This window comes from Kribbella sp. NPDC104218, from assembly GCF_055584105.1.
Window position 1 is genome coordinate 402,529 of sequence record NZ_JBVJMQ010000004.1, and the last position, 17,153, is coordinate 419,681.

Below are 17,153 nucleotides of genomic sequence, written 5' to 3' on the forward strand. Positions count from 1 at the left end.
CAGGTCACAGTCCGATGTTCTGGAAGGAGTTCGCCAGGGTCGCGTTGAACAGCGCGGACGCCGGGATGTTCTTCGGCCCGTCGGTGGTGTTGCCCCGGCTGTTGAACCGGCGCTCGTTGAACACCTCGAAGATCGCGATGGTGCCCTTGGCCCGGTCGTACCCACGGCCGACCTGGTAGTGCCCGCTGTGGTTGAACGCGAGGTACGGGAAGTACCGCTTGAGCAGCTGGGTGTGCTCGATGATCGGCGCCGGCTGCCCGTCACCCAGGTGGTTCTGGTGCACGGTGAAGAACTTCTGCGCGTTCCAGTGCTTGACGCTCTGGACGATGTACGTCCCGGCCGCCTGGTCCCAGTTGGTCTTCACATTGGTCTGCTTGACCATCGCGGAGATGGCCGTCCCGGAGCTGGTCGTCCCGAGGTCCTTGCCCCATGACGCCTGCGTGTCCTTCTGCTTGTCGTCGGCCCAGTCGATCGACTGGAACGTCGCCGGACCGCACCAGAACCCCTTCTCCTGCGAGGTCTGGTAGCCCTTCATGATGTACGACGACTTCGGCGGCTTCACCACCTTCACCGGCGGGGCCTGCGGCGCGGTCGTCGGCGGCTGCGCGGTCGGCGGCGTCCGGGTCGGCTTCGGAGTCGGCGTCGGTGAACCGGCTTCCGGAGTCGCGGCGCCGTCCAGATTGTCCTCGGCCGGCACCTCCAGCAGGCGCAGCGTGCGAGCCTTCTCCCGGCCCGCCCAGGCGGCCTCCATCTCGTCCAGCTCGACATCGACCCGCTGGCTCTTCGGCAGCGCGGCCCGCTCGGCCACGAACGATTGCGGCGTCAGTGCGCCGGTGGCGATGTCCTGCTCGACGCCGGGCTCGCTGTCCGCTTCGGCGTCCGGCGTACTCATCACTTCCTGGACCTGCGCGCCGGTCGGGACCTGGTCCACGAAGCCGAGCCCCAGGCAGTAGTTCTCCGTCTCGAGCTTGAAGCAGCGCAGCATCGCGGCGGCCTGCGTCGCGGTGTCGGCCGTCTGCAGGTCGTCGGGTGACGTGTCCATCACCTGCTGGCTCAGCTCACTCCACGACCGCGCGGTCGCCGGCTCCGGCGGTACGACGCTCGGCAGCTTCGACGGCGTCGCGGACGGCGTCGCGGACGGCGTCGTGGAGGGGGTCGCGGACGGGCTTGCGGAGGGGGTGATCGAGGGCGCGACCAGTGGTGCGCGGTAGCGGTCGGGCTCGCGGGGTTCATAGGCGAAGGCGGTGAGGGGCGCCTGGGCGACAAGCGCGCCCAGGACGATGAAAGTGGCCCCCCGTGCTGCTGTGGGCATTGGGTCTCCCGTTAGGCGTGGGACGACAGTGACTGTAGGTACGCCTGGGACCACAGTACGTGTTTGTGGCGTCCAGCGGCAGCCCCCTCCCTGACCTGGGCTCCTGCGTGCGACTACTAGACTTGGCAGGTCCGGTCCTCGGGAACGCTGTGGAGACGTTTGTGTCGGTCCAACCCATCCGCCTGTTCGGCGACCCCGTGCTGACCAGCAAAGCCGTCCCCGTGGTCGACTTCGACGCCGAGCTGCGCCGCCTGGTCCGCGACCTGACCGACACCATGCGCGACGCTCCCGGATCCGGCCTCGCCGCGCCGCAGATCGGCGTCGGCCTGCGCGTCTTCACCTACCACGTGGAGGGCGAGCTGGGGCACCTGGTGAACCCCGAGCTGACGCTGTCCGCCGACGACCAGTTCGGCCCCGAGGGCTGCCTGTCCATCCCCGGCCTGTACTTCGACTGCCGCCGCGCCCAATCCGTCATCGCCCACGGATTCAACATGTACGGCGATCCGGTCGTGATCGAGGGCTCCGACTACCTGGCGCGCGCCATCCAGCACGAGACCGACCATCTGGACGGCGTCCTGTTCGTCGACCGGCTCGACACCCAGACCCGCAAACTCGCCATGAAGGCGATCCGCGAGGCCGAGTGGTCCGGGCTGTCCGGCCCGCCGCAGGTGAAGATCTCGCCCCACCCCACGAACGGATTCGGTCTGTGAGAGTCGTTTTTGCCGGTACGCCGGAGCCCGCGGTCACGGCGTTGCGGGCGATCGTTGCCAGCCGCCACGAATTGGTTGCCGTCGTCACCCGGCCGGACGCCCCGGCCGGCCGCGGGCGGAAGCTGGTCGCCTCACCGGTGGCGCAGTACGCCGAGGAGATCGGCGGCGTCGAGATCCTGAAGCCGGTGAAGCCGAGCGACCCCGAGTTCCTGGCCCGGCTGAGCGAGATCGCGCCGGATTGTTGCCCGGTCGTCGCCTACGGTGGATTGTTGCCCCAGGCAGCGTTGGACATCCCGCTGCACGGCTGGGTCAACCTGCACTTCTCGGTGCTGCCCGCCTGGCGCGGTGCCGCCCCGGTGCAGCACTCGATCATCGCCGGGGACGACGTCGCCGGCGCGAGCACGTTCCGGATCGTCAAGGCGCTGGACGCCGGCCCGGTGTTCGGCGTCCTGACCGAGCCGATCGGTGCGACCGACACCTCGGGCGACCTGCTCGGTCGGCTCGCCGAGTCGGGGTCGAAGCTGCTCGTCGACACGCTCGACGGGATCGAGGCCGGGATCCTCGAGGCCCGCGAGCAGCCGGCCGAGGGGGTTTCGCTCGCGCCGAAGCTCACCGTCGAGGACGCCCAGCTGGATCTGACCGCACCCGCACAGCGCGTCGACCGGCTGGTCCGCGGCTGCAACCCGGCGCCGGGCGCCTGGACGACGTTCCGCGGTGAACGGCTGAAGGTGCTCGCCGTCCGGCTGACCGACGACGAGCTGAAGCCCGGCGAGCTCCAGGCGACCAAGTCGACCGTCCGTCTCGGCACCGGCAGCAAGGCGATCGAGCTGCTGACCGTCCAGCCGCAGGGCAAGAAGCCGATGGCCGCCGCCGACTGGGCGCGCGGGATTCGTTTGACGGATGAGGATCGTCTCGGTGAGTGATCGGTCGCCTCGGAATCGGGAGCCGCAGAAGCGGCCGGATCGGGTTCGGCAGGTCGCATATCGGGTGATCCGGCAGGTCACCTCCGAGAGCGGCTACGCCAACCTCGTGCTGAACAAGGCGTTGCGCGATGCGAAGCTCGCCGGGCGCGACGCCGCGTTCTGCACCGAGCTCGTGCACGGCACGCTGCGCTGGCAGGGCACGTACGACGCCTTCCTGGCCCGCTGCGTCGACCGTCCGCTCAATGAGCTCGACCCGGAGCTCCTCGACATCCTCTGCCTCGGCACTCATCAGCTGCTCCGGATGCGCGTCGACTCGTACGCCGCGGTCAACGAGATGGTCACGCTGACCCGGGCCGAGATCGGCCACAAGCGCAGCGGCCTGGTGAACGCCGTCCTGCGCAAGATCAGCCAGCGCACGTTCGACCAATGGATCGACTCCGTCGCGCCGCCGTACGACGAGGACCCGCTGCTGCACCTGGCGATCTCCAAGGCGCACCCGACCTGGGAGGTCGAGGCCTTCGCCCGCCTCCTGGACGACGACGAGGTCGCCGACCTGCTCGACGCCGACAACGAGGCCCCGCGGGTCACGCTGGTCGCCCGTCCGGGCCTCAGCACGGTCGACGAGCTGGTCGAGGCCGGGGCGACCCCGGCCAAGTGGTCGCCGTACGCCGCAGTCCTGCAAAGCGGTGGCGATCCGGGGCGGATCGCGGCGGTCGCGACCGGGCGGGCCGGCGTCCAGGACGAGGGCTCGCAGCTCGTCGCGCTCGCGCTGGCGAACGCCCCGGTGGACGGAGCGGATGCGGAGTGGCTTGATCTGTGCGCTGGGCCGGGCGGGAAGTCGGCGTTGCTCGCGGCGCTTGTCGAGCAGCGTTCGGGGCGGTTGACCGCGGTCGAGCCGCTTGAGCATCGGGCCGAGTTGGTTCGGGCCAACTTGCGCGCGATTCCGGGCGACCATGAGGTGCTGGTCGGTGATGGGACGAGGCCGACCTGGGCTGAGGGTTCCTTCGACCGAGTGCTGGCCGACGTCCCGTGCAGCGGCCTTGGTGCGCTGCGCCGCCGACCGGAGGCGCGCTGGCGGCGTACGCCGGCCGACGTCGCCGAGCTGCGCCCGCTGCAGGAGGAGCTGCTCGAATCGGCGATCAACTCGGTTCGTGCTGGGGGAGTGGTCGCGTACGTGACCTGTTCGCCGCATCCCGATGAGACCCGCGCGGTGGTGGACGCCGTCCTCGGCAAGCGCGACGACGCCACGCTCGAGGATGCTCGTGCGCTGTTCCCCGACGTACCGGAGCTGGGCGACGGGCCCGACGTCCAGCTGTGGCCGCATCGGCAGGGTACGGACGCGATGTACCTGGCGCTGATCCGCCGGAGCTGACCGGCACCTGGACCTGCTGTCAGGTGCAAGTCGTTGAACGGTCATGATGGTGGGGTGACCACGACCGCCGCGCAGACCGAGACCTCGACCCGTCGGCAGCAGATCATCGGGCTGAGCGCCGCGTTCGGGATCGGCATGCTGGTCGCGGTGCAGTCGCGGCTGAACGGCGGTCTCGGCGAGCTGCTCGGCGACGGGATCCCGGCCGCGCTGATCTCGTTCGGCAGCGGCTTCCTGATCCTGCTGGTCGCGACCGCGCTGGTTCCGCCGATCCGGCGCTCGCTCGGCAACGTCTGGACCGCGATCCGCGATCCGGAGAACCGCAGCAACCTGCGCTGGTGGCAGTGCATCGGCGGCCTGTGCGGCGCTTGGCTGGTCGCGACCCAGGCGATCACCGTGCACGTCATCGGCGTCGCCGTCTTCACCGTCGCGGTGGTCGCCGGCCAGGCGGTCAGCAGCCTGATCGTCGACCGCCTCGGCTTCGGCCCCGCGGGCCGCCAGGAGTTCACCACCCTGCGCATCGTCGGCGCCGGCGTAGCCCTGATCGCCGTCGTCCTGGCCGTCTCCGACCAGCTCAGCCACCCGAACGGCCTCCTGCTCGCCATCCTCCCCGCACTCGGCGGCCTCGCCACCGCCGTCCAGCAAGCCATCAACGGCCGCGTCGCCCGCACCGCCGCCGGCAACGCCTACGGCGCGGTCGCCGCCGGCGTCATCAACTTCTTCGTCGGCGTGACCGCCCTCCTGGTCGTCTTCCTCATCGACCTCGCCCTCCGCGGCGCCCCCAACCCCCTCCCCACCAACCCCTGGCTCTACCTCGGCGGCGCCTGCGGCGTCATCTTCATCAGCGCCGCGGCCGCCGTCGTCCGCGTCGTCGGCGTCTTCGTCCTCGGCCTGGGCACCATCGCCGGCCAACTCATCGCCAGCCTCCTCGTCGACCTCTTCGCCCCCGCCGCCGACAAACCCATCACCCTCCCCGTCATCGCCGGCACCACCCTGGCCCTGATAGCCGTCATAGTCGCCGCCGTCCCCAACCTCCGCCGTCGCTAGGCCGGACTCCCCCCACTCACCAACACCGCGGACTACCGCCTCGCCACGCTCGAGGAGACTCCCGCAGGTGGCTGTTGCGGGAGTTGGTGAGTGTTGGCGGTCCGCCTGTGGACAACTCCCGACGCTCCGCAGCTCGATCGCTCATCATCGAGCGATGACAGATGCCGCAGAATTGCTGAGTCAGCGCGGCGGGGTCGCGACTTTCGGGGATCTCCGCAAGCGAATCTCCGGCCGCGCGATCCGAGTTGCGCTGGCCGCCGGCGACATTCGTCGCGTGAGCAAAGGCGTCTACGCGCTGCCGCAGTCACCGGCCGCGCTGACCGCGGCGCGAAGCCACCGCGGTGTCGTCTCGCATCTCAGCGCGGCGGAGCACTGGGGCTTCGGCGTACTGGAGCGGCCCGAGCTGCCGCACGCCACCTTGCCCCCGGGTCGAGTCCGGCGCCGTACCGGCCGTCCGTGCGTCCTGCACTGGGCCGACGTGCCCGCCATCGACGACGTCACCACGCCCGTCCGCACGGTGCTCGACTGCATCCGCAGCCTGCCGCTCGCGGAAGCGCTGGCCGTGGCGGACTCCGCGCTGCGGATCGGTGCCGTGGACAATGACGAGCTGTTGCAGGCTGCCGCCCGTATCGGCGGCGGACACCGACGACGCATCTGCCACGTCGCCGGCCTCGCCGATCCCCGTGCCGAGTCGGTACTGGAGTCCGCATTGCGGGCGCTACTGATCGAGGCGGGGATCGACGGTTTTGTCCCGCAGGTCCCGGTCCGAGACGCCGATTTCTCCGCCCGCATCGACCTGGCCCATCGCGGTCTGCGGCTCGGGCTCGAGGCCGACGGGTTTGAGTTCCACGGCACCCGGCAGGCACTCACCCGGGACTGCCGACGCCAGGTCGGCCTGACGGTTCGCGGCTGGCGGATTCTCCGATTCAGCTGGGAGGACGTTCGCTACGACGGGGAGTGGGTTATCGCTTCGGTTGCCCGGGCGAGCGGACTTCCCCCACTCACCAACCCGGTCCTGCGTGCCGCCTGACTACTCGGCTGAGCGTACGGCGGCGGTAGTCCGCTTAGTTGGTGAGTGGGGGCGGTGCGGGCTCCGGATCACCCCCTGGGAGATGGCGACGCCGAGGAGGACGACCAGGCCGCCGACTGGTTGGTACCAGGTGATGTGTTCGCGGAGGACGAGGACGCCGACCAGGATGGAGAAGATGGGCATCAGGTAGGTGACCGTCGAGGCGCGGCTGGCGCCGATGAGGCGGATGTTGCGCATGCTGAGGACGAAGGCGATGCCGCTGCCGAGGGCGCCGAGGGCGAGGACGCTGCCGATGGTCTCGATCGAGAGGGTCCACGGCATCGGGGGCGCCTGGCGGGTGATCAGTGGCGCGACGATGGCCAGCTGGAGTGTCGCGCAGATCAGGAGGGTGGCCGAGAGGGCGGTGCCGGACAGGGCGGTGCCGGCCAGGAAGCGCTTCTGGTACGGGACGGCGATGCCGTAGCAGACGGCGGCGAGCATGCAGAGCAGCTGGCCGAGCAGATCGGCGCCGCCGCTGACGTTCCAGGCGCCGAGGACGACGAGCATGCCCGCGAAGCCGATCACCAGACCCAGGCCGCGCTGGATGGAGAAGGTCTCGGTCCGGAAGATCAGGACGGCGATCGGGAGGACGACGAGCGGGGTGATGCCGTTCCAGATCCCGGCCAGCAGCGACGGGATGCGCTCCTCGCCGTAGCCGAACAGCGTCCACGGAATCGCCGAGCCGACCGCGCCGACCACGAACGAGTGCAGCCAGAGCTTGGGGTCGCGGGGGAGCGAGTCGCGCTTGATCGCGAGGAACGCCAGCAGGACGACGGTGCCGGCCAGCACCCGCCCGAGCGCGAGGTAGAGCGGCGGCAGCTCGCGGACGCCGACCGAGATGAACAGGAAGCTGCAACCCCAGATGGCGGCCAGGGTCAGCATGGTCGGGAGCCAGGCCCGGACCGGAACGGTGTCAGTAGTCGTAGTGGCGCTCACTCCTGACATCTTGCACCACGCCGCCGACAATGCGTACTGCGATTTCCGGATCCGGGCAGCGGTTTGTCCGGCCGCGGGCAAACCCTGGCCGGGAACCGGTTCGGCGGGAGAGGATGGCGGCTATGAGTGCCTTCGATGTCATTGCCGTCCGCAAGCAATTCCCTGCACTCGGTGAAGGCGCGGCGCACTTCGACGGGCCCGGCGGTTCGCAGACCCCGCAGCCGGTCGCGGACGCCGTCGCGGCCACCCTGGTCGCCGGCCTCGCGAACCGCGGCAGCCTGACTCCGGCCGAGCGCCGGGCCGACGGCATCGTGGTCGCCGCCCGCGAGGCGATGGCCGACCTGCTTGGTACGACGTCCGCGGGGATCGTCTTCGGTCGCAGCATGACCCAGCTGACCTACGACTTCGCCCGGACGCTGGCCAAGGGCTGGAGCCCCGGCGATGAAATCGTTGTCACCCGCCTCGACCACGACGCGAACGTCCGTCCGTGGGTCCAGGCCGCCGAGGCCGCCGGCGCGACCGTCCGCTGGCTCGGCTTCGATCGCGACACCTCCGAGCTGGACGACGTCGCCCCGCTGCTCAACTCGCGCACCAGGCTGGTCGCCGTCACCGCCGCCTCCAACCTGCTCGGCACCCGCCCCGACACCGAGCGGATCGCCGACGCCGTCCACGCGGCCGGCGCGCTCCTGTACGTCGACGGCGTCCACCTCACCGCCCACGCCCCGATCGACGCGTCGTACGCCGACTTCTTCGTCTGCTCGCCGTACAAGTTCTTCGGCCCGCATCTCGGCGTCCTCACCGCTCGGCCCGAGCTGCTCGAAACCCTGCGCCCCGACAAGCTCCTGCCGTCCACGGACGCCGTCCCGGAGCGCTTCGAGTTCGGCACGCTCCCGTACGAGCTGCTGGCCGGGACGACGGCCGCCGTCGACTTCATCGCCGATCTGGGCGTCGGCGCGACCAGGCGCGCGAAGCTCAACTCCGCGCTCACCATGATCGAGGACCACGAGGACCGGCTCCGCGCCGACCTCGAAGCCCGCCTTCGGGCGATCCCCGAGGTCACCCTCCACGGTCACGCCGCGCGCCGGACGCCGACGCTGCTGTTCACCGTCGCGGGCCATACCCCGGCCGCCGTCGCCGAGCATCTCGCCACGGCCGGCGTCAACGCCCCGGCCGGCACCTTCTACGCCTACGAGCCCGCCAAGCACCTCGGTCTGACCGAGGGCGCGGTTCGCGCCGGGCTCGCGCCGTACACCGATCAATCGGACGTCGACCGCCTGGTCGAAGGCATCTTGACGCTCGTCCGAACGAATAACTAAAGTCAATGGGGAAAGTCGCCCGCAGGGGGAGCCAGTGAGAGAACCGAGTGCGGTCTTCATCCAGGTCGGCGACGACCTGGCCGCCGCGCAGCGCACGGGCGCGACCTGGTCGGTCGCCGGCGCCGAGGTCAGCTGGGCCGACGGGGCCGTCGAGGTCACCGCTGACGTGATCACCCGGGTCGCGCTGCGCTGGTCCGAGCCGCTGCCGGACGGCGCGCTGATCCTCGGCGACGCCTGGGAGCGCTCGTACGGCGATCTCCAGTGGCGCCACCAGCAGCCCGAGCGGCTCCTGCCCTGGTACTTCCTCGTCCACGACCCGAACACGGGCCGGACGACGGGCGCCGGGGTCGAAGTCCAGCCGAGCGCCTTCTGCGCCTGGACGGTCGATGCCGACGGCTACACGCTCTGGCTCGACCTGCGCAACGGCGGCGGACCCACCGAACCGCGCGGCCGGACCCTCAGAGCAGCTACCGTAAAATTGTTCCACGATGCGGGTACTCCCTGGCAGACGCTGCACGCGGCGGTCGCCACCATGAGTTCCCGACTGCCGGCGCGACCTGAGCCCGCGCCGGTGGTCGGGGCCAACAACTGGTACTACGCCTACGGCGAGAACTTCGACGAGAAGGCCGTCCTGACCGACGCGGCCACCATCGTCGAGCTCGCCGACGGCCACCCGGTCAAACCGTTCAGCGTCGTCGACGACGGCTGGTACCCGGGCGGCATCGCGTCCGGCGGTCCTTGGGACCACGGCATCCCCGGCGTCTTCGACGACCTCGCCGGGACGGCGGCGCAGATCAAGGCCATCGGCGCCCGCCCCGGCCTCTGGTTCCGCCCACTGCTCGTCCGCGAGCCGAGCAACCGGGCGCGCCCCGGTCCGCACGACAAGCCCGGCCGCGCGCTGGACCCGTCGTACCCCGAGGTCCTCGACCTCGTCCGCGCCGACCTGCAGCGCTTCCAGACCTGGGGTTTCGAGCTCGTCAAACACGACTTCAGCACGTACGACGTGTTCGGCGCCTTCGGCCCCGCGATGGGCTCCCGGCTGACCGACAGCGGCTGGCAGTTGCACGACCCGAGCCGGACGACGGCCGAGATCATCCTCGCCTTCTACCGCGAGATCCGGGCGGCGACGGACGCCGTTCTGATCGGCTGCAACACGATCGGGCATCTCGCGGCCGGGCTGGTCGACGTCCAGCGCACCGGCGACGACACCTCCGGGCGCGACTGGGAGCGCACCCGCAAGATGGGCGTCAACACGCTCGCCTTCCGGCTCCCGCAGCACGGCCGCTTCTTCACCGTGGACGCCGACTGCGTGCCCTGCACCCCGCAGACCCCGTGGGAGCTGAACGCCCGCTTCCTCGACCTGGTGGCCCGATCGGGGACGGCGCTGTTCCTGTCGATCGACCCGGCCGCCCGCACCCAACAGACGGACGTCGCGCTCCGTAACGGTATACATTTGGCGCTCAGTGGCGGTGACGCGGGCGGGATCGAGCCGGTCGACTGGCTCACCAGCACCGCGCCGTCCGTCTGGCGGAGCGGGGGCGACCCCGTCCACTACGACTGGTCCCGGCCCTGGGGTGCGGACCCGGTCTCGTGAGGGGGAACGAGTGAGCGTTCGCCGGGGGACGAATCTCGATCGCGTCGGCGGGTACAACGACGCCGTCGTCCTGGACGCGATCCGCCGGACCGAGCAGCTCAGCCGCGTCGAGCTGGCGAAGGCGACCGGCCTGTCCGGTCAGGCCATCTCGAACATCATCCGCCGCCTCCTGGACGCCGGTCTGGTCCGCGAGGCCGGGCGGCAGAAGTCGACCGGCCTGGGCAAACCGCGCACGTTGCTGCGGCTCGAGCCCACCGGCCAGTACGCCGTCGGCGTGCACCTCGACCCGGCCGTCGTCACCGTCGTCCTGCTCGACCTGACCGGGGACGTCGTCGCCCGGCATCAGCTCGTCCCGCCGGACGACGACGATCCGGACGTCCTGATCGACGCGATCGCGGCCACGGTCGAGGCGGTGATCGCCGAGGCGGGCGCGCCCCGGAGCCGCGTGATGGGCGTCGGGATCGCGGCGCCCGGCCCGATCGACGCCGAGCGCGGCGTCGTCGTCGACCCGCCGAACCTGTCCACCTGGCACCTCGTCCCGCTCCGCGACGAGCTGCGCGCGCGGACCGGGATGCCTGTCCTGCTGGAGAAGGACGTCACCGCCGCCGCGGCCGCCGAGAAGTGGGTCGGTGCCCCCGGCAACTTCGTCTTCTTCTACCTGGGCACCGGCGTCGGCGCCGGGCTGGTGATCGGCGACGAGGTCGTCCGCGGGACGTCGAGTAACGCGGGCGAGATCGGCCACGTGATCGTCGATCCGGACGGCCCGATCTGCCACTGCGGACGCCGGGGCTGCGTCGGCGACACCAGCCGCCCGCGGTACCTGGTCCACCAGGCGATCCACGCCGGAGTACTTGCCCAGAGCATCGATCTCGACGACCGTCAGGCGGTGGACGCCGCCTTCGGCCGGCTCTGCGCGCTGGCGGCCGAAGGGCCCGGCGTGGCCCGGGAGATCATCACCGCGCTGGCCGAGCGGATCGCCAAGGCCGTCGAGGACGTGGCGAACCTGCTCGACCTGGACCGGGTGGTCTTCGGCGGCCCGTACTGGGAGCCGCTCGGGCCGCTGTTCTGCGACAGCGTCCGGGCCGCGCTCGACGGCCGGTTCACGGTCCGCGCGATCCACCCCCTCGAAGTCACCGGTACGGCGCTCGGCGCGGACGCCGGTGCGATCGGCGCCGGCAGCCTGGTGCTGGACCACACGTTCTCGCCGGAACGTGAACTCGTTGCTGAAAGGTAGATGTCGAACATGATCGATCCCGATGTGCTGGCCCGCGCCACCGCGAAGGTCCGCGAGGCCAGTGGGGACGAGGTGATCGCGGAGATGTTCCGGCGGTCGATGGCCGAGAACCTCCCGGCGGTGGCCGAGCGGCTGCCGGACGGCACGACGTTCGTGCTGACCGGGGACATCCCGGCGATGTGGTTGCGCGACTCGGCGGCGCAGCTACGGCCGTACACCCTGCTCTGCAAGGACGATCCCGCGCTGCAGGAGGTGCTGATCGGCGTTCTGCACCGGCAGCTGGAGTACGTCGTCCACGATCCGTACGCGAACGCCTTCAACCGCGAGGCCAACGGCGCCGGCCACACCAGCGACGAGACCGAGATGTCGCCGTGGGTGTGGGAGCGCAAGTACGAGATCGACTCGCTCTGCTTCCCGCTCGACCTGGCCTACAAGCTGTGGCGGGCGACCGGGCGCGACGACGTCATCGACGCGCGGTTCAAGCCCGCGGCCGAGGCGATCCTCGAGCTGTGGACCGTCGAGCAGGACCACGAGGCGCGGTCGCCGTACCGGTTCCAGCGGCACGACGACCGGTCGTCGGACACGCTCGTCCGCGAGGGCCGCGGCCGCGAGACCCGCCCGACCGGGATGTCGTGGAGCGCGTTCCGGCCGAGTGACGACGCGACCGACCTGGGCTTCAATGTCCCGGGCAACATGTTCGCGTCCGTCGTCCTCGGGTATCTGGAGGAGATCGCGACCGAGGTGCTCGGCGACGAGGCGCTGGCCGCGCGGGCCAAGGAGTTGAAGGCCGAGATCGACGAGGGCATCTCCCGGTTCGGCACGGTCGAGCACCCGGAGTACGGCCGCGTCTACGCCTATGAGGTGGACGGCGCGGGCGCGGCCCTGCTGATGGACGACGCCAACATGCCGTCGCTGTTGAGCGCTCCGCTGTCCGGGTACGTCGCGGCCGACGACCCGACGTACCTGGCGACGCGAAAGCTGTTGCTGAGCCCGGAGAACCCGTACTACTACAGCGGTACGGCGGCGTCCGGGATCGGGAGTCCGCATACGCCGCCGCGCTACATCTGGCATATCGCCCTTGCCGTGCAGGGGATTTCGAGTACATCGGCCGCCGAGCGGCAGCAGCTGCTCGAGCTGCTGCGCGACACGACCGGCGGGACGGGCCTGATGCACGAGGGGTTCGACGTCGACGATCCGACGCAGTTCACCCGGGAGTGGTTCTCCTGGGCGAACGCGATGTTCTGCGAGCTCGCCCTCGTGCACGCCGGGATCAAGTGACGTCGCGCCGCTTCGTCGTCCAGGCCGCGAGGACGCCGAAGAGCGCGCAGTAGCCCAGGATCGTCAGCAAGGATCGGCCGCCGCCGACCGCCTCCCGCACGCCGGGTGGTGCATCGGCGGCGGCCATTCCAGTGACTGCGAAGACCAGTGATCCCGCATTGGCGCCGGGGAGCGCGTCGGAGATGAACTCCAGGCCCGGCAGCAGGCTGTTCACGACTCCGGCGAAGAGGGCCTCGATGCCGAGGATCCAGACCACGCCGAGGCCGATCGGCAGCGCGACGTTGCGGAAGGCAACGGCCAGCACGGCGCCGGCCAGCGCCCACATCATCAGGACCAGCCAGCCGCCGGCCAGGCCCTTGGCGAGGTCCGGCAGGCCCGGCCAGGTCATCGAGCCGTTCTCGGCGGCGGCGACGCCGATACTGCACAGGGCGCAGGCGGCGAACATGCCGAGCACCCAGACGGCGACCATGGTCGCGATGCCGAGAACCTGCGCGAGCAGGACCGTGCCGCGGCCGGGTCGCTGGGTGAAGATCGTCTTCAGCGTGCCCCAGGTGTACTCGCCGCCGAGGACGATCGCGCCGAGAACGAGAGAGAGCGCTCCCGCGAAGATCGGATAGCCGCCGATCGCGTTGTCGACGACCCGGGCCGGCAACATCCCGGCGAGGACCTGCGCCCGCGGTACGCCGTCCGTCTGCTCGTCGCCGGTCGCATAGCCCAGGTAGGGCAGGAGATAGCCGAAGGTCAGACTCAGCACCAGGCCGGCGCCGAACAGCACCCAGACCGCGGATCGTTTGCGCAGCTTCAAGAGCTCGGCGCGATAGCTACCCAACATCGGACTTGTCTCCCGTGGTCGTGAGCTGGAAGAACACGTCCTCCAGCGCTCGTTCGGCGGTGTGCAGTTCGGAGACCGCGATCCCGGCCTCGACGAGGATCCGGTTCAGCTCGGCCGCGCGCGCCGGGTCGGCCTGCACGCGCAGCGTGTCGTCGTACCGGTGGACGGCGTCCGCGCCGAGCAACCCGGTGAGAACGGAGTGAGCGCTCTCTCGGGGCGCGGCGCGGATCACCAGCTCCTGCTCGGCGCGCAGGTCCTCGACGTGGTGCTCGGCGACCATCCGGCCGGCGTCGATGATGCCGACCCGGTCGCAGATCTGCTGCACCTCGCCGAGCAGATGGCTGGACAGCAACACGGTCCGGCCGTCGGAACCCAGCTCCCGGATCAGCCGGCGCATGTCGCGCATCCCGGCCGGGTCGAGCCCGTTCGTCGGCTCGTCCAGGATCACCAGCTCCGGATCCTTGAGCAGCGCGGCCGCGACGCCGAGGCGTTGTTTCATCCCCAGCGAGTACGCCGAGAAACGGTCCCGAGAGCGCTCTCTGAGATCCACCAGCTCCAGCACCTCGTCGACCCGGCGGCGCGGGACCTCGGCGTACTCGGCGAGCAGCCGCAGGTTGTCCAGGCCGGACAGATACGGGTAGAAGGCCGGCGACTCGATCATCGAGCCGGTCTTCCCCAGCACCTCCGGCCGCCCCGGCGCACCGCCGAGCACCCGAACCCGCCCACTCGTCGGCGCGATCAGCCCGGTGAGTATTCGCAGCGTCGTGGTCTTCCCGGCGCCGTTCGGCCCGAGGAACCCGTACACCTCACCCGGCAGCACCGTCAGATCGACACCATCGACCGCGAGGGTGTCGCCGTACCTCTTCGTCAGCCCGCACACTTCCACCAGCGCATCCATACCGACGAGATTGCCCGTCGGAGCCCCACCCCCGCGTCCCCCACCAGGCGTCGCTACGCCTACGCCCTACGGAGTACCCCGCTCCGCGGAAACAAAGAGTCGCCAGGCGGCGTTTAGTTTCCGCTCAGCCGAGCCAGCCGGGGCGGACGAGGCCGGTTTGGTAGGCGACGACGACCAGCTGGGCGCGGTCGCGGGCGCCGAGTTTGATCATCGCGCGGCTGACGTGGGTCTTGGCCGTGGCCGGGCTCAGCACGAGCCGCTCGGCGATCTCGTCGTTCGACAGCCCCTCGCCGACCAGCGCGACGATCTCCTTCTCGCGCTCGGTGAGGACGTCGAGTTCCTTACTGGTATGGGGTTGCCGGCTCCGCGTCGCGAACTCGGCGACCAGCCGGCGGGTGACGCCGGGGGAGAGCAGCGCGTCCCCGCGCGCGACGACCCGGACCGCCTGCAACAGCTCGACCGGCTCGGTGTCCTTCACCAGGAACCCGCTCGCGCCGACGCGCAACGCCTCGAACACGTACTCGTCCAGGTCGAATGTCGTCAGGATCACCACATGGACGCCGTCGAGCTCGGCGTCCGCGCCGAGCTGCCGGGTCGCCTCCAGCCCGTCGACGCCGGGCATCCGGATGTCCATCAGCACCACGTCGGGCTTCTCGGCCCGCGCGACCTCGACCGCCGCCGCGCCGTCCGACACCTCGCCGATCACGGTGATGTCGTCCTCGGCGTTCAGCAACGCCCGGAACCCGGCCCGCACCAACGCCTGGTCGTCCGCCAGCAGCACCCTGATCATGCGGACACCCTAGGCCAGCCCCGCGTCATGGGCGAGTAACGCGATCTGCGTCCGGTTGCCCAGCTCCAGCTTGGTCAGGATGTGCGAGATGTGCGCCTTCACGGTCGCGAGACTCATGTACAGCTCCCGGCCGATCTCCGCGTTCGCCTTGCCCTGAGCGACGGCGAGCAGGACGTCGTACTCGCGCGGCGACAGCTGCTCGAGCTTCGCCCGCGCGATCGTGTGCGCGTCGGCCTGCGTCGCGGCGCGATCCATCAGCCGCCGGGTGATCGCGGGGGACAGGATCGGATCACCGGCCGCGACCCGGCGGACGGCGTCCACGATCTGCGCCGGGGGAGTGTCCTTGAGCAGGAACCCGCTGGCGCCGGCCCGGAGCGCGTGCAGCACGTTCTCGTCGGTGTCGAACGTGGTCAGGACGACGACCTCGGGCGGATTCGGCCGCGCGCGGACGCGGCGGGTCGCGACGATCCCGTCCACGCGCGGCATCCGCAGGTCCATCAGCACGAGGTCGGGGAAGTGCGCGTCGACGGCGGCCGGTACCTCGTCGCCGTCCGCGGCCTGTCCGACGACGGCGATGCCGTTGGCGCCGTCCAGCATCATCTCCAGACTCGCCCGGACCAGCGCGTCGTCGTCCACTACCAGCACGCGGATCGTCGGCTCAGTCATGCCGGCCACGGTAGCGAGGCCTCCAGCCGGAAGCCGCCACCGGGCTCGCGCACGTGGTCGAGTGTCCCGCCCGCCAGCTGCACACGCTCGGTCAGCCCGACCAGGCCCGTCCCGCTGCCAGGTGCGATCGGTACGCCGTTTGACGCGGGGTTGGTGAGCCGGATCAGCAGTCCGGCGCCAGCTTCGCCGGACAGGCTCACGGTGACCGGGTGACCGGCCGCGTGCTTGCGTGCGTTCGTCAGACCCTCCTGGACGATCCGGTACGCCGTCCGCCCGGTAGCCGGTGGCAACGACGTCGGATCCGTGACCTGGTCGTCGTACACGACCGCCGTACCGGCAGCACGCGACTCGGCCACCAGACTCGCCACATCCTGGTACGTCGGCTGCGGTCGCCCACCCGGCCCTTCCGGTACGTCGTCGTCGCGCAGCACGCTGATCACCTCACGCAGCTCATCCAGCGCCTGATGCACTCCCAGACGGATCACACCCGCAGCCCGCGCCAGCTTCTCCGGAGACGAGTCCGGCCGGTACTCCAGCGCTCCGGCGTACGTCGCCAGCAGCGACAACCGATGCGCCAGGACGTCGTGCATCTCGCGCGCCATCTTCGTCCGCTCCAGCGTCCGCGCCTCCGCGACCCGACGTCCCTGCTCAGCCTCGGCCCGCCGCGCCCGCTCCAGCAGGCTCTCCACCAACTGCTGCCGCGCCTGCGTCCACAGCCCCCACCCCAGCATCGCCGCATGCACCGCCACCGCCAGCACCGCGAACCACAAGTACGGCAGGTTCCCGATCGGCCGCCAAGCCCCCTGCGCCAGATGCGCCGCCACCTGCACAGCGGTCACCGCAACCGCCGTCCGCTGCGGCAACTGCAACGCAATCCCCATCGTGGCCGCCGTAGAAGCAGGCGTAGCCGCAGGCGAAACCACCACCAACGCCGCCAGCCCCAAAGCCCCCGCCACCGGCCGCCGCGCCACCAGCACCATCAACCCAGTACTGACGACCCCCACCGCCACATCCAGCCCCACCCGCCGCGGCTGCCCCACATCAGCCAGCCGCCCCACAATCGTCAGCCCCGTCAAAACCCCCACCACCACAACAACCCAAACGCCCCACCCCCGCTCCCGCCCCTCCGGCGGACACTCCAAGTTCTCCACCCCCCGACCCTAAACACCCCACCCCCAC

The 17,153-nt window shown here is 70.6% G+C and carries 16 protein-coding genes; 9 read left to right on the forward strand and 7 right to left on the reverse strand.

Going from position 1 to position 17,153, the window contains the following annotated elements:
- Positions 1 to 4 precede the first annotated feature (4 nt).
- The gene (locus ACZ6ZD_RS32890) at positions 5 to 1,312 is read right to left on the reverse strand and encodes a C39 family peptidase (RefSeq protein ID WP_465677992.1); all 1,308 of its coding nucleotides are present in this window, start codon (positions 1,310 to 1,312) and stop codon (positions 5 to 7) included.
- Positions 1,313 to 1,473: 161 nt separating this feature from the next.
- On the opposite strand from ACZ6ZD_RS32890, the gene def reads away from it, so the two are divergent.
- The 5 genes from def to ACZ6ZD_RS32915 all read left to right on the forward strand — a co-directional run bounded on the left by def (position 1,474) and on the right by ACZ6ZD_RS32915 (position 6,391).
- On the forward strand, positions 1,474 to 2,022 hold the full coding sequence (gene def / locus ACZ6ZD_RS32895) for a peptide deformylase (RefSeq protein WP_465677994.1): 549 nt from the start codon (positions 1,474 to 1,476) through the stop codon (positions 2,020 to 2,022).
- Positions 2,019 to 2,945, forward strand: a complete 927-nt coding sequence (gene fmt / locus ACZ6ZD_RS32900; RefSeq protein WP_465677996.1) for a methionyl-tRNA formyltransferase — start codon at positions 2,019 to 2,021, stop codon at positions 2,943 to 2,945. The genes def and fmt overlap by 4 nt, the downstream gene beginning before the upstream one ends.
- Complete coding sequence (locus tag ACZ6ZD_RS32905) at positions 2,938 to 4,317, forward strand: RsmB/NOP family class I SAM-dependent RNA methyltransferase (RefSeq protein WP_465677998.1); 1,380 nt, start codon at positions 2,938 to 2,940, stop codon at positions 4,315 to 4,317. The genes fmt and ACZ6ZD_RS32905 overlap by 8 nt, the downstream gene beginning before the upstream one ends.
- A gap of 54 nt (positions 4,318 to 4,371) precedes the next feature.
- Positions 4,372 to 5,361 carry a DMT family transporter gene (locus ACZ6ZD_RS32910; protein ID WP_465678000.1) on the forward strand — a complete coding sequence of 330 codons (990 nt, stop codon included), beginning with the start codon at positions 4,372 to 4,374 and terminating at the stop codon, positions 5,359 to 5,361.
- A 154-nt stretch (positions 5,362 to 5,515) separates the two neighbouring features.
- Positions 5,516 to 6,391, forward strand: coding sequence for a DUF559 domain-containing protein (locus tag ACZ6ZD_RS32915; RefSeq protein WP_465678002.1), 876 nt, complete (start codon positions 5,516 to 5,518; stop codon positions 6,389 to 6,391).
- On the opposite strand, the gene ACZ6ZD_RS32920 is transcribed toward ACZ6ZD_RS32915, so the two are convergent.
- Positions 6,392 to 7,366 carry a DMT family transporter gene (locus ACZ6ZD_RS32920; protein WP_465678004.1) on the reverse strand — a complete coding sequence of 325 codons (975 nt, stop codon included), beginning with the start codon at positions 7,364 to 7,366 and terminating at the stop codon, positions 6,392 to 6,394.
- 122 nt (positions 7,367 to 7,488) lie between these two features.
- On the opposite strand from ACZ6ZD_RS32920, the gene ACZ6ZD_RS32925 reads away from it, so the two are divergent.
- From ACZ6ZD_RS32925 to ACZ6ZD_RS32940, 4 genes are read left to right on the forward strand one after another with little or no spacing between them, the layout of a single operon-like run.
- A complete protein-coding gene (locus ACZ6ZD_RS32925; RefSeq protein WP_465678006.1) occupies positions 7,489 to 8,682 on the forward strand; it encodes a cysteine desulfurase-like protein in 1,194 nt (397 codons plus the stop codon).
- A 34-nt stretch (positions 8,683 to 8,716) separates the two neighbouring features.
- Positions 8,717 to 10,276 (forward strand): alpha-amylase family protein, encoded by a 1,560-nt coding sequence (locus ACZ6ZD_RS32930; RefSeq protein ID WP_465678008.1) that lies wholly within the window; start codon positions 8,717 to 8,719, stop codon positions 10,274 to 10,276.
- Positions 10,277 to 10,286: 10 nt separating this feature from the next.
- Positions 10,287 to 11,510 carry an ROK family transcriptional regulator gene (locus ACZ6ZD_RS32935; protein ID WP_465678010.1) on the forward strand — a complete coding sequence of 408 codons (1,224 nt, stop codon included), beginning with the start codon at positions 10,287 to 10,289 and terminating at the stop codon, positions 11,508 to 11,510.
- Between the two features lie 9 nt (positions 11,511 to 11,519).
- Positions 11,520 to 12,788 carry a glycoside hydrolase family 125 protein gene (locus ACZ6ZD_RS32940; RefSeq protein WP_465678012.1) on the forward strand — a complete coding sequence of 423 codons (1,269 nt, stop codon included), beginning with the start codon at positions 11,520 to 11,522 and terminating at the stop codon, positions 12,786 to 12,788.
- On the opposite strand, the gene ACZ6ZD_RS32945 is transcribed toward ACZ6ZD_RS32940, so the two are convergent.
- The 5 genes from ACZ6ZD_RS32945 to ACZ6ZD_RS32965 all read right to left on the reverse strand — a co-directional run bounded on the left by ACZ6ZD_RS32945 (position 12,781) and on the right by ACZ6ZD_RS32965 (position 17,059).
- Positions 12,781 to 13,620 (reverse strand): ABC transporter permease, encoded by an 840-nt coding sequence (locus ACZ6ZD_RS32945; protein WP_465678014.1) that lies wholly within the window; start codon positions 13,618 to 13,620, stop codon positions 12,781 to 12,783. The genes ACZ6ZD_RS32940 and ACZ6ZD_RS32945 overlap by 8 nt on opposite strands.
- Positions 13,610 to 14,518: an ABC transporter ATP-binding protein gene (locus tag ACZ6ZD_RS32950; RefSeq protein WP_465678015.1), complete on the reverse strand. Its 909-nt coding sequence runs from the start codon at positions 14,516 to 14,518 to the stop codon at positions 13,610 to 13,612. The genes ACZ6ZD_RS32945 and ACZ6ZD_RS32950 overlap by 11 nt, the downstream gene beginning before the upstream one ends.
- 124 nt (positions 14,519 to 14,642) lie before the next feature.
- Positions 14,643 to 15,308, reverse strand: coding sequence for a response regulator (locus tag ACZ6ZD_RS32955; RefSeq protein WP_465678016.1), 666 nt, complete (start codon positions 15,306 to 15,308; stop codon positions 14,643 to 14,645).
- 9 nt (positions 15,309 to 15,317) lie between these two features.
- Positions 15,318 to 15,974: a response regulator gene (locus ACZ6ZD_RS32960; RefSeq protein WP_465678017.1), complete on the reverse strand. Its 657-nt coding sequence runs from the start codon at positions 15,972 to 15,974 to the stop codon at positions 15,318 to 15,320.
- Positions 15,971 to 17,059, reverse strand: a complete 1,089-nt coding sequence (locus ACZ6ZD_RS32965; protein ID WP_465678186.1) for a sensor histidine kinase — start codon at positions 17,057 to 17,059, stop codon at positions 15,971 to 15,973. Before ACZ6ZD_RS32965 ends, ACZ6ZD_RS32960 begins: the two co-directional genes overlap by 4 nt.
- Positions 17,060 to 17,153 lie beyond the last annotated feature (94 nt).